Annotated in this window: 8 protein-coding genes; 5 read left to right on the top strand and 3 right to left on the bottom strand. The window is 57.7% G+C overall.

The genetic code is table 11. The features are described 5' to 3' along the window. The first annotated feature begins 103 nt into the window (after positions 1–103). The 3 genes from IGS16_RS04110 to IGS16_RS04100 all read left to right on the top strand — a co-directional run bounded on the left by IGS16_RS04110 (position 104) and on the right by IGS16_RS04100 (position 4,701). Complete coding sequence (locus tag IGS16_RS04110) at positions 104–1,876, top strand: ABC-ATPase domain-containing protein (RefSeq protein WP_297083538.1); 1,773 nt, start codon at positions 104–106, stop codon at positions 1,874–1,876. Between the two features lie 584 nt (positions 1,877–2,460). Further along, positions 2,461–2,892, top strand: coding sequence for an RNA-binding protein (locus tag IGS16_RS04105; protein ID WP_297083536.1), 432 nt, complete (start codon positions 2,461–2,463; stop codon positions 2,890–2,892). Between the two features lie 183 nt (positions 2,893–3,075). After that, positions 3,076–4,701 carry a S8 family serine peptidase gene (locus IGS16_RS04100; protein WP_297083534.1) on the top strand — a complete coding sequence of 542 codons (1,626 nt, stop codon included), beginning with the start codon at positions 3,076–3,078 and terminating at the stop codon, positions 4,699–4,701. A gap of 52 nt (positions 4,702–4,753) precedes the next feature. On the opposite strand, the gene IGS16_RS04095 is transcribed toward IGS16_RS04100, so the two are convergent. Continuing rightward, entirely contained in the window at positions 4,754–5,092 is a 339-nt protein-coding gene (locus tag IGS16_RS04095) for a DUF4870 domain-containing protein (RefSeq protein ID WP_297083532.1), read from the bottom strand. 143 nt (positions 5,093–5,235) lie between these two features. Between IGS16_RS04095 and prfC the strand changes: the two genes are divergently transcribed. Together prfC and IGS16_RS04085 are read left to right on the top strand one after the other, a co-directional pair. Further along, positions 5,236–6,864: a peptide chain release factor 3 gene (gene prfC / locus IGS16_RS04090; protein WP_297083530.1), complete on the top strand. Its 1,629-nt coding sequence runs from the start codon at positions 5,236–5,238 to the stop codon at positions 6,862–6,864. A 242-nt stretch (positions 6,865–7,106) separates the two neighbouring features. Further along, positions 7,107–9,398, top strand: a complete 2,292-nt coding sequence (locus IGS16_RS04085) for a M48 family metalloprotease (RefSeq protein WP_297083528.1) — start codon at positions 7,107–7,109, stop codon at positions 9,396–9,398. A 244-nt stretch (positions 9,399–9,642) separates the two neighbouring features. Here IGS16_RS04085 and IGS16_RS04080 read toward each other — a convergent pair whose 3' ends face one another. Together IGS16_RS04080 and hemE are read right to left on the bottom strand one after the other, a co-directional pair. After that, positions 9,643–10,662: an NAD(P)-dependent oxidoreductase gene (locus IGS16_RS04080; RefSeq protein ID WP_297083527.1), complete on the bottom strand. Its 1,020-nt coding sequence runs from the start codon at positions 10,660–10,662 to the stop codon at positions 9,643–9,645. A gap of 77 nt (positions 10,663–10,739) precedes the next feature. Then, a complete protein-coding gene (gene hemE / locus IGS16_RS04075; RefSeq protein ID WP_297083525.1) occupies positions 10,740–11,801 on the bottom strand; it encodes a uroporphyrinogen decarboxylase in 1,062 nt (353 codons plus the stop codon). Between the last annotated feature and the right edge of the window lie 736 nt (positions 11,802–12,537).

The following is a 12,537-nucleotide window of genomic DNA, read 5'->3' as shown; positions in this document are numbered from 1 at the left end:
AGGAAAACCTGTTCTTCTCTCTTCTTTTTTCTCTATTCTTTTTTCTTTCTTCTCTCTTCCTTCTTCCCTAAACTGTCTTTGGCTGGCTGGATGAATAGGTGCTATGGCAAATGATCGGGTGCTGCGGCAAACTCTGGTGCGGCTGGATGGGCTGGGCTACAAGGCTTATAAAGAGATTCAGGGCAGCTATCGGTTTCCGGGCTTTACGTTGCATATTGACTTTGTGCAGGGCGACCCGTTTGCGGCTCCCAGTCGGCTGCGGGTCGTCGTGCCCCAGGCGGAGGCGGGTTTCCCGCCAGAAACGTTCCACACGCGCAGCCGGGAAATCGCTCTGCGGGATTATTTGACGCGGCAGTTTGGCAAAGCAGCGGCAGCGGTGCGCGAAAAGCGGGGCAGCGGCAACAGTGGTCTGATTGCGATCGCCCCTACCAGTCAATACATCCTGGAGCGATCGGCTCTTTGGGTGTCGGAGGCGGCTGTTGAAGCGCGATTTTGGGTTGGGCTGCCCGCACGGGGACGACAAATCTTGGGACGCACGGCGGCAGAACTGTTGTGCGACGACCTGCTGCTGATCGTGAGGCGATCGCTCCTCTACCAGTCTTTGAATCCAACCGAACTCCAGCAGCATTTGACCATGGCAGAAGACACCGACTGGCTGCGCGACCAGTTGGCAGCGCGGGGGCTGGTGGCCTTTGTCCCCGATGGAGCGCTCTTGCCTCGCCAGAGCGGCGTAGACGAGCGCCCGCTTCAAGACTCCAGCGCCGTGCGATTTCGCTCACCTGCGTCGCTGCGGGTGGAGTTCCATCGCCCCAACCAGGGCAAGATTTCGGGCATGGGCATTCCCAAAGGCATCACGCTCATCGTCGGCGGTGGCTACCACGGCAAATCTACCCTGCTCAGGGCGATCACCCTCGGCATCTACACCGCCATTCCTGGCGACGGGCGCGAACATCTAGTGACCGATGCCGCCGCCGTGAAGATTCGCGCCGAAGACGGCCGCAGCATCACGGGCGTAGACATTTCGCCCTTTATCAACCACCTGCCCCAGGGCCGCTCGACGACGCGCTTTAGCACCGAAAACGCCAGCGGCAGCACCTCCCAAGCGGCCAGTATCGTCGAGGCGCTAGAGGCGGGAGCGCGGGTGCTCCTGATAGACGAAGACACCTCCGCTACAAACTTTATGATCCGCGATCGCCGGATGCAGGCCCTCATCGCCAAAGACAAGGAGCCAATCACACCCCTAATCGACAAAATCCGCCAGCTTTACCAGGATTACGGCGTATCTACAATTCTGGTGATGGGCGGCAGCGGCGACTATTTCGACGTGGCGGATACTGTCATTGCCATGACCGACTATCAGCCCCAGGACGTGACCCAACAGGCCAGAGCGATCGCCACTCAGTTTGCCACTCAACGCACTGCTGAAGGGGGCGATCACTTTGGTTCACTCACCCCTCGCATTCCGCTCCCCAAACGGCTCGACTCGCCCGAAAAACGCGGGGAACAATCCTGGCACGGCGGCCGCCGGGGGGATACTCGCCCGGTGGAGGGCGATCGCCCAGAACGCACCCTCAAACTGAAGGCACGGGACATCGACGAACTAGTGTTCGGTTCAGAAACGGTAGATTTGTCTGCGGTGGAGCAACTGGTGGAAGTAGGACAGGTGCGAACCATTGGCGCGGCGATCGCCTATCTACAGCAGCACTATCTGGACGGTCGCCGCACACTGCCCAATGTACTCACCCAGATCGCACCTCAGCTTGCCGCCGACCAGATAGACGAACTAACAGCCTATCCCCAGGGAGATTTGGTTGCCGTTCGGACGCTGGAACTTGCCGCAGCTTTTAATCGTCTGCGATCTCTGAGCTTGCGGTAAAAATAGGAAATTTCTAAGAAAATTTTGGCTAACAAGCGCTTCTACAGCATTTTCTTGCGGGGTGAGGCACATGCTGCCCTCACGAGGCAAGGGCTTATTGACCATCCGTGTGCCTCACTAGCTTCAAAAACGCTGTAGCGCGATTGATTGCCCGAAATCGTCTTTCGGCAGCGAAATACGCGCTGATTCATCGACCCAAAACCAGGGACATCGGCCCATTTCTCCCTACAACCCCAGCATGAAATCTATATAATTGCCATCTTCGGAGCCAGTCGCCGTGATACCTTAGTGAAGGCGACGGTATCCTACGCCGCAATTTTCAACAGACTCATAACGGACTCATAACGAGCGAACGCTAAACGCAAATCCTGACGGCCTGACAGGTTTGTCCTCGACAGGTTTGTCGATACGCCGAAGGAACTTGCCTACTCAATACTCACCTGAGCGTTTCCATCAGACTTTAATAAACCACAGCCTGCTCTGGAAACCAGCCTGCTCTGGGGACATCGCCCGCACTACAGGCTTCTCATAGCAAGACTTCCAAGCTATTAGACTGAATTCAACCTGGAGGAATCTTCGATACCATGTCCATTCGTCTTTATGTAGGCAATTTGCCCAAAGAGCTAGAGCGGCAAGAATTGGCTGCCCTGTTTGCGGAGTTTGATGAAACCTTGACCACCAAGATCATCACCGACCGCAAAACGGGGAAGTGCCGCGGCTTTGGGTTTGTCACGGTGAAAAGCGAAGAGCAGGCAGACCAGGTCATTGAAAAGTTTGATGGCTTCCTGTTTAAGGAAACCCCGCTGAAAATTGAACGCGCCCAGCCCCGCGAAAAGGGCAGCGAGGAGGGAGAGGAGGCTGCTCCCGCCGCCAGTAACGGCAACCGCAAGAAAAACAGCAAGGGCAAAAAGACAGCCGCCCCAGCCGAGCCAGAATCTGTGCAGCCCGATCCTCGCTGGGCCCAAGAGCTAGAAAAGCTAAAGGAACTGCTGTCTACCCAAACGGCAAACTCTTAGCTCGGCTGACCGCGTGGGGCGCATAGAGTCCGATAGATTCTCGTTTCTTATATCGGTTCATTGAGCTTCAAGCTTCAAAGGGCGATCGCACTCCGGTCGTCCTTTTTGGTTGCCGTTCGCTGCGACAAACTTTAGGATGTAAGGCAAATCCACTTTTCAGGCTGTTGTTGGGGGAACGATTTCATGGCAAAGCGGCGACTGGCAAAACGACTGCGGTGGGTTATGGCGGGAATGGCGATGTCGCTGCTGGGCACTCCGGCGATCGCCTACATTGCCTCTATGACCTCGATGGAAGCAGGCGGCATCGATGCGCGTCGGGTGCAGTCTGAACCCTACAACCTCATGGGCCGCAAAATCGCCATTGGTCAGGTAGAAATCGGTCGCCCGGCCCTGTTTGGCCTCGATAAAACCGCTGCCAATAACTTTGCGGTGCGGGTGCGCCAGGTGTTCTTTCGGGATGGGGTAGCTCGTCCCAACGATACCGTTGACCCCCATGCGGCCAGCGTCGCCAGCGTCATGGTGAGCAACGACAAGCTGGTGCAGGGCGTTGCGCCCGAGGCGAAGCTCTACGCAGCAGCAGCGGGCTTTGAGCGGCGCGGCGGACAGCCGCAAGAGTGCCTCGCCTCGCAGACGGTGGCGCTGCAAAACGGCGACGATGTGCGGGCAATTAATTTCAGCTTCGGCGAGTCGCTGTCGCAAGACCCGCGCCCCAATGCGCGGCTGGACGGCAACGCCCTGCTGACCCAGTGCATCGACTGGTCGGCCAATCAGCACAATGTGCTGTACGTGATTGCGGGCAACCAGGGCGAAGGCGGCATCCCCATCCCCACCGACAACTTTAACGGCATGATCGTGTCGAACTCGATCGCCGTGAACGGCGTATATCGAAAGGTCAGCTTTTTTGACCTGGGGAGCGAGCCGCCCCCCATCTATGGCAGGGCCCGTGAACCGGAGACCAATGTCGGCCCGCGCCGCTCGGTCAGCCTGATGGCTCCCGGCACCAATATCCAAACCATCAACCCCGACGGAACCCTCAGCAACCCCGCCACGGGAACCAGCTTTGCAGCACCGCACGTCACAGCGATGGTGGCGCTGTTGCAGGAATATGGCGATCGCCAGATCCGCGAACAGCAGCCCAACTGGAGCCTGGATGCCCGCCGCCACGAAGTAATGAAGGCGGTAATGATGAACGCGGCAGATAAGATTCAAGACCGGGGCGACGGCCTGATGCTGGGCATGACCCGCACCGCCGTCAACAAGCAAAACCGCGACTGGCTCAGTTCCGATGCCTACACAGACGAAGCCAAACCCCTGGATGCTGATATGGGTACGGGGCATCTGCACGCCTATCGGTCGCTGATCCAGTTCGGTTCGGGTCAGTTTGCGCCTGATGCGCCTGTGCCGCCCGTTGGCTGGGATTATCGCACCGTTGGCACCGGACGAGACGCGCCCGCCTATCGAGACTATGTGCTGGAGCGGCCGCTGGTAGCAGGCAGCCACGTCGCCATCACCCTCGCCTGGAACCGCGTGGTCGAACTGAAAGATACTAACCGCAATGGACTCTACGACATCGGCGAAACCTTTGAAGACAAGGGGCTGAATAATCTAGACGTTTACCTAATGCGGGCAGAGGACGAGCGGGAGGGCGGTCGCATTTGGTCTTCCGTCAGCGCGGTAGACAGCGTGGAGCATATCTTTCACCCAGTTCCTGCAACAGGGCGCTACAAAATCCGCGTCGTGTATCGCGATCGCGTCAACACGCCCACCCAGTCCTACGCCCTCGCCTGGTGGACGGTTCCAGCAGAGTAGGGACTATTCAGGCACTATTCAGGCACTATTCAGGCACTCCTGAATGCAGGCACTATTCAATGAAGTGCCAGATGCAGGGATAGCGATAGGGACGCTCTAGGTTAGTCGCAGACTTCACCATTGCAATAATCGGCATGATCGTGCTGACAATCACCAGCCCAATCAGCAGCGGAATGCCAATTAGCACGAAGCACAACACCAGGAAAATCATCCCCCAAATCAGCACCGTCAGGTAAAAGTTAATGGCTTCCTTGGCGTTGCCCTGCACGATGGGATCATCCGAAATCAGCAGCAAGACGATAGGCACTGCTACCGATACCAACGAATAGCAAATCAACTGCGACCCGTGGCAGAGGACGGAATAGAGCTTGCGCTGTTCAAGATCAGTCATGGGTGTGAGGAGTCGAGTTAGGAGTACCTTTGTCTTCACCGGATAAGACAGCTTTTCCGGCGATCGCCCACGATTTGGGCTGGCTTGCTACGATAAAGGTTGCTTGCTGTATTTGCTCTACTTGCTTCTGAGTCTTTGCTGGCATGACCACCGACCTCCAAACTGAAATTGCGACTGCGGTTGACCAACGGCGCAACTTTGCGATCATTTCTCACCCCGATGCGGGGAAAACCACGCTGACGGAAAAGCTGCTGCTGTACGGAGGTGCAATTCACGAAGCAGGCGCGGTGAAAGCCAAGCGAGCACAGCGCCATGCCACCTCAGACTGGATGGAAATGGAGCAGCAGCGGGGCATCTCCATCACCTCGACGGTGCTGCAATTTGACTACAGCGGCTACACAATCAACCTGCTGGATACGCCCGGACACCAGGACTTTAGCGAAGACACCTACCGCACCCTGGCCGCCGCCGACAATGCCGTGATGCTGGAGGACGCAGCTAAGGGTCTAGAGCCGCAAACCCGCAAGCTGTTTGAAGTGTGCCGAATGCGGGGCATTCCCATCTTCACCTTTTTCAACAAGCTGGATCGACCCGGGCGCGAGCCGCTGGAGCTAATGGATGAAATCGAGCAGGAGTTGGGGCTGCAAACCTATGCGGTCAATTGGCCCATCGGCATGGGCGATCGCTTCAAAGGGGTTTACGATCGCCGCAAACAGCAAATTCACCTGTTTGAGCGCACGGCCCACGGCAGCCGCGAGGCCAAAGATACCGTAGTAAATCTAGGTGATCCGCGCATCGAAGATCTGCTCGAAAAAGACCTGTATTACCAATTCAAAGAAGAACTAGAACTGCTAGAGGCGGCGGGCACAGAGTTTGACCTGGCACAGGTTCACGCGGGTAAGCTAACGCCTGTCTTTTTTGGTAGCGCCATGACCAACTTTGGCGTGGAGCTATTTTTGGAATCGTTTTTGGACTACGCACTGAAGCCCGGTTCTCGCCGCAGCACTCAGGGCGAAATTGATCCGACCTACCCCGAATTTTCCGGGTTTGTGTTTAAGCTGCAAGCCAATATGGACCCCAAGCACCGCGATCGCATCGCGTTTATCCGGGTCTGCTCTGGCAAATTTGAAAAAGACATGGTGGTAAACCATGCCCGCACGGGCAAAACGGTGCGCCTGTCTCATCCGCAAAAGCTGTTTGGGCAGGGACGACAGTCCCTTGATGAGGCCTATCCCGGCGACGTGATTGGTCTGAACAACCCCGGCATGTTCGCCATTGGCGACACGATTTACAACGGCAAGAAGCTGGAATATGAAGGGATTCCCGCCTTTTCGCCAGAACTGTTTGCTTATCTGCGAAACCCCAACCCCAGTAAGTTCAAGCAGTTTCAAAAGGGCGTAAACGAGCTGCGGGAAGAGGGTGCGGTGCAGATTATGTATTCCACGGACGAGTCGAAGCGAGAGCCGATTCTCGCTGCTGTGGGGCAACTCCAGTTTGAAGTGGTGCAGTTCCGCCTGCGGAATGAATACAACGTGGAAAGTCTGCTCGATCCGCTGCCCTATAGTGTGGCTCGCTGGGTGGGCGGCGGCTGGGAGGCACTGGAAAAGGCAGGTCGCCTGTTCAACACGGTGACCGTAAAAGATAGTTGGGGCCGCCCGGTGCTGCTGTTCAAAAACGAGTGGAACTGTCAGCAGGTAGAAGGGGAGCATCCAGAGCTAAATCTGCGGGCGATCGCCCCGGTCGCGTCGGGTCAGGAACCCGCAGCGGTGTAATTCTAGCCTCATAGCAGCGCGATCGCGTGTAATTTCCGTATTTTCTGGGAAGCCTAGAGGCAAGCTGCATTTTTCCAAGTTGCACTTTTCTCTGGGCCGGTTTGCGAATAGCCCCTATGCTTGGGTTAGGGATTGTGTAGCTTTCTCTAACGCATGACTAGCGCAGCATTTTAACGAGCCTTAGCGCTTGACTCAGCCTTTGGGCTAGATGATCCTTTGAGCCACGCCAGCGAGGAGCGGATATGAGCGAGCGGTCAAAATTGCCTGTATCGTCCGGTTCTACGGGCGCGGCGGCGCGGGCGCTGCTGGATGCGGGGCTGGCAGCGCTGAAGCGGCAGGAATATGGCACGGCGATCGCCCATTTGGAGAGCCTATTTCGCACACCCGCCGAGCGCTCGGTGCAGCTTAAGGCGCGGATGGGGCTGGTGATGGCTTACGAAAAATCGGGCAATGTGCAGGAGGCGATCGCCCTCTGTCAAACCCTCAGCAACAGTTCCCATGTGCAGACCCGCCGCTGGGCCGCCAAAGCCCTGGCAGAGATTGCCCAGCGCCATCCAGAAGCTGCTGAACCTGCCGCTGCATCGGCACAGTCTTTAGACGCTCCCCCGGCCGCTGCCCGGCCTGCGTCAGAAGATGACCTCGCGGCGGGGTTGACTCGCGCTCCCGGCAGTCGCCCTCCCACCCGCCCGTTGCGATCGCCTAGCCATCCCCCCGCTGCATCGGCAAGCCCCCTGCCCAGCGGCACGGCGATCGCCCCCGTTCAAACAACGCCCATTGACTGGCGGCTGGCTGGCCGTGCCCAGAAGTGGTCACCGCTGCCGATGGTGGATCGGGCGGGCCTGTGGGCGCTGGGGCTGGGAACGGCGATCGCCCTGTTTGGCTTGCTGCGGGGGCTGCTGCTGGCAGTTTTTTGGCTATTTAACCACACGATTGCCCGCATCACATTTCCGGTTGACCTTCGGTATTACAGCATTTACCGCGATCCGGCGGCACTGGTGCTGTTGGGTCTGTTGGGTCTGGCGATCGCCCTACCTTGGCTGATGACACTGCTGCTGCGTCGAACCTACCAGATGCAGCCGCTAGCAGTAGACACCCTGGAACAAGCCAGCCCCGAAGCCGCCCGCGTGCTAAAGCGAGTCTTTGGCCAACAGCAGCGCCCCCTGCCCAAGCTGGAACTATTGCCCACAGACGCGCCGCTGCTGCTGACCTACGGATCGCTGCCTCGCCTGTCGCATTTGGTCGTGAGTCGGGGGCTGTTGGCGCAGCTTCGGGATGACGAGATTGCGGCGCTGGTGGCCGGGGAAATCGGGCATTTGCAGCACTGGACCGCAGGCGTGATGTCGTTCGTCGTGCTGGTGGGGCTGCTGCCCTATCTGCTGTATCGGGCGCTGGGGCAGTGGGGCGATTGCCAGCGCAATGCTATTCTGCGCTCTCTGGCGATGGCAGTCTCGCTGCTATGCTATGGCATTTTCTGGCTATGTCGGGCCGTGGGGCTATGGTTTTCGCGGCGGCGACTGTTCTACAGCGATCGCGCCTCCTCTAACCTGACGGGCAACCCCAACGCCCTCAGCCGCGCCCTGCTGAAATGTAGCCTCGGCCTGTCGCAAGCCGTCGCTCAACAACGCCATACCAGTCCGCTGCTAGAAAGCCTGGAACTGCTCATGCCCGTTGGGATCAAAACGTCCCTCACGCTGGGCAGCCTTTACGCCCAGCATCCCAGCCCCGACCTGCTCCAGTGGGATTGCCAAAACCCGCACCGCCACTGGCTCTCGGTCAGCAATGCCCATCCACCCCTGGGCGATCGCCTCCAGCACCTCAGCCGCTATGCCCAGCACTGGCGCTTGTTCCCAGAACTCGACCTGCCGCCCGCTGCCCCGCCTCGTCTGTCCTGGAAGGAACGTCGTCCTTTGTTGCTGCAAGCCTCGCCATACCTGGGGCTGGGCATTGGGCTGGCGATCGCGCTCTTCCTCTGGCTGGTCGGCGGAGTCGCCACCCAGTTCAACTGGCGCGGGCTGACCTGGATGTGGGGCGATCGCACGCTGCTGATGGGCTGTGGGCTGCTGGGCTTTAGCTTCGGCACGTTTGTCCGCATCAATTCCTTCTTCCGCGACATTCCCCGCACGGCTCCCGCCGACCTGTCTCTGGTGGAACTGATGCAGCCCCCGGCTCCAATTCCCTTACCCGGCCAACCGCTGCGCCTGCGGGGAACGCTGCTGGGTCAGCGAGGCATCTGCGCCTTGCCCAGCCAGGACTTGCTACTCCAGTGCGAAACAGGGCTAATCCGGCTGCACCACATACATCGCCTCGGCCCACTGGGCAGCCTCCTCGCACCCGGTCGCCACCCCAGCGGCTTGATCGGCCGCCCCGTCACGGTTACAGGCTGGTTTCGCCGGGGCGCAACGCCCTGGATCGACGTAGAAACCATCCAAACCACCCAGGGCGCGGTCTGCCGCAGCGAACACCCCCTCTGGTCTACGATTGTGGCGATCGCCGCTGCGCTCTGGGGCTTCTATGTCATCCTGACGGGCTTTTAGGATTTTGGGTTTTAGATTTTGGATTTTAGATTTTGGATTTTAGATTTGCGATTTTAGAGTACCTGTCTAGCGTCTGTGGGCTGCCAGGAATTTCATTAGTCGCGCCGTACAAGTGCGTCGGTTTTATCGCGGCAGGGGCTAGATCTAGAAGAGATCTACCCCTAGTCATGGATTCGGCGCTTTTCTGAGACACTGTTCAAACTGTTCTGAATTTTTGAATTGTTATATCGCAGAACGAGTGACCCTATTCTGCACTGCTGGATTCTGCCTTGACCAGCGGGGCGGGGGCGATCGCCACTGGAGGCACGCGGGAACCGGGCACACCGCTGGCGGCCAGCAGTTCGGGCACCGTGGCACAGCGCATGGGCAGCCCGTAGGTGCTGGGGTTGACGAAGTGCTGATGGGTAAAGTGGCGATAGTCCAGACAGAAGCGATCCCAGGCGGCCATCTGGATGCGGAAGAGGACAATGAGGAGATCGATCAGCCGACGAGTCAGCGGAATGCGGAAATAGATGCGCTTGCCCAGGTAGGCGCTCATGTCGGCGATCGCCCGGTTCACCGTGATTGGCTCGCTGCCCAGCACCAGTTCGCGTCGGTCGCCCAGTTCTGGTGGATGTTCTACGAGATGGGCGACGACCTGAGCAATGTCTTGGGCGTGGATAAAGTGAAAGCTGCCGTCGAGCTTGAGGAAGCGCAGTAGTCCGATCCATTTTGTGACCTCGGTAATGCCGCCGGAGAGGTGCGAGTAGGGCTTGGTGTCGTCGCCACCAAAGACGAGCGTCGGAAAGACGGTGGTAATTTGGGGGGCGATCGCCAGCTTGGACAGCCGCTGATGGCAGGCATATTTGGCGCGGATGTAGTCGGTGCCGATTTCGCCCGCCTGCTTGAGCGGCTTGCCCTCGCGATCCAAAATGCTGGCAGTGGAAAAATAGATGACCTGTTCGCACACATCCGGGTCGAGCAGGTTCATCAGCCGGACGGTTTTAATCACGTTTACGTCAAACACGTCCTGCGCCCCGCCCCACACGGCAGCAGTGAGAATTGCTACATCAATCGTTTTTAGCAGTTTATTCTGCTGCTCGATCTGGCGCATGTCGCCTACGACTAGGTGTACACCCGGCCGTGCGTCCACATTCAACCGAAACTTTTGCGGGTTTCGCACCAGCAAAAACAGCTCGTGCTGCGTCTGATGAATCAGCGCGTCAGCAATGTAGTGCCCAACGCAGCCGCTCGCGCCCGTAAGGAGGATTCGCTTCGGAGTCATGTGTGGGGGTGGCGGAGTGAAGAAACGAAGTAAAAACCTGGGCACGATGTACCCAGGCATTCACTCTACAAAGGGCGCTAGGCGATCGCCATCAGCTTATCGGCCTGCTTGGCGGTTTCAAAGAAGAAGGCGGCGTTTTCTTCGGGCGTGCCCGGAAGGATGCCGTGGCCCAGATTGAGAATATGCCCCTGATTGCCAGCTTTGCGGATGGTGTCGAGAATGCGATCGCGGATAAAAGCTTGCGACCCAAACAGGGCACAAGGGTCGATATTTCCCTGCACGCCCACGCTGGGGCCAAGGCGGCGACGCGCTTCGGCCATGTCTACCGTCCAATCTACGCTGACGATATCCACGCCCGATTGTGCCATGCGCTCCAGCAATCCGGCACTGCCGTTGATGTAGAGGATCATCGGCGTGTCGGGATATTTGGCCTTCACCTGGCGCACGACCTGCTGCTGGTAGGGCAGGGCAAACTGGTCATAGTCTTGCGGGCTGAGGTGGCCTGCCCAGGAGTCAAACATCTGCACCACCTGAGCGCCATTTTCAATCTGATAGCAGACGTAGGTGGCGATCGCATCTGCCAGCTTGCTCAAGAACTGATGCAGAATGGCAGGCTCCGTAAATGCCATGCTCTTGATAATGGTGTAGTCCTTCGAGCCTTTGCCCTCGATCGAATAGGCCGCCAGCGTCCAGGGTGCGCCGACGAAACCCAGCACTGCTGCGTCGTTGCCCACTTCCTGCCGCAGCGTCCGCAGAATCTTGCCGACGAAGCTCAGGTGCTGTTCGGGGTCGAGTTCATGAACCGCATCGACCTGCGCCTGGGTGCGAATGGGCGGGTCGATGATGGGGCCGCGGCTTTCGATGATGTCGAAGGGAATACCGATGCCCGGCAGCGGCGTGAGGATATCGGAAAACAGAATCACCCCATCGGGACGAAAGGCCCGCCAAGGCTGGAGCGAAATTTCCACTGCCAGATCAACCGTCTCCGAGCGCTCACGGAAGGAGGGATATTTGTCGCGCAAATCCCGATAAATCTTCATATAGCGCCCGGCCTGGCGCATCATCCACACAGGCGGGCGGTCTAGCACCTCTCCACGCGCAGCCCGAAGCAAGTATGGCACCTGGGTTGATCCTGTCATTGAAACGTCTCTCTTTTAAACGGGTTAGGGATGGGGTTTGGGAATTCGAGTTTTGGGGGACTTGCGCTATCACTCTGCATGGCTGCTACACAGTCTGAGTAAATCCAGCGAAAGGTAAGGTTGCAGGTCAGCGATAGCGCAAACAAGCCGGGTTGAAAGTGCCCTGGACAACGCGATTCACTCGACAGGTGAACCGGCCAGAGTGTCCTTTCCTGAAGCACAAACTCCGGCAGGTCAGTCACACACAACTGAGCGGTAACGTCTGATTATACGCGATCGCGCACCCCAAAAATCCCCTTTCCACGCCGCACAAAGCAAAGCAAATCCTGCCTTAGTGAAGCGTGTTTTAGAGAAAAGTTGAACGCACAATTTGACGCAAATCTGCTCCAAAATTCGCAAAAATTAACGATAGACGCTCAGGATATAGTGTCCAAAAAGCAGGGCAAATGTCCAGTTTTGCGCTAAAGGGCGATCGCCCTTTAGAATGCCCTTTGAATGCCTTATGGACATCTTTTAAACGTCTTTTGAACGCCCTTTAAAGTCCCTTTGAATACTCTTGAATACCGGTTGAAACGCTAAGAAGATAGCAAAAAGACGTTAATCAACGGGCGATCGCCCAATCTAAAACTCAAAACAGGATACCGGACAGTACAGATAATGATCAGGAAATGGTCAGGACAAGCACTCTCTATACACTCTTTAAATCATACGGGCAGGATGCAGTCGTGAATCTACC

Source organism: Thermoleptolyngbya sp. C42_A2020_037, from assembly GCF_015272455.1.
GTDB lineage: Bacteria > Cyanobacteriota > Cyanobacteriia > Elainellales > Elainellaceae > Thermoleptolyngbya.
Note: the sequence above shows the minus strand (reverse complement) of the source record. Positions and strands in the feature narration are given on the sequence as shown.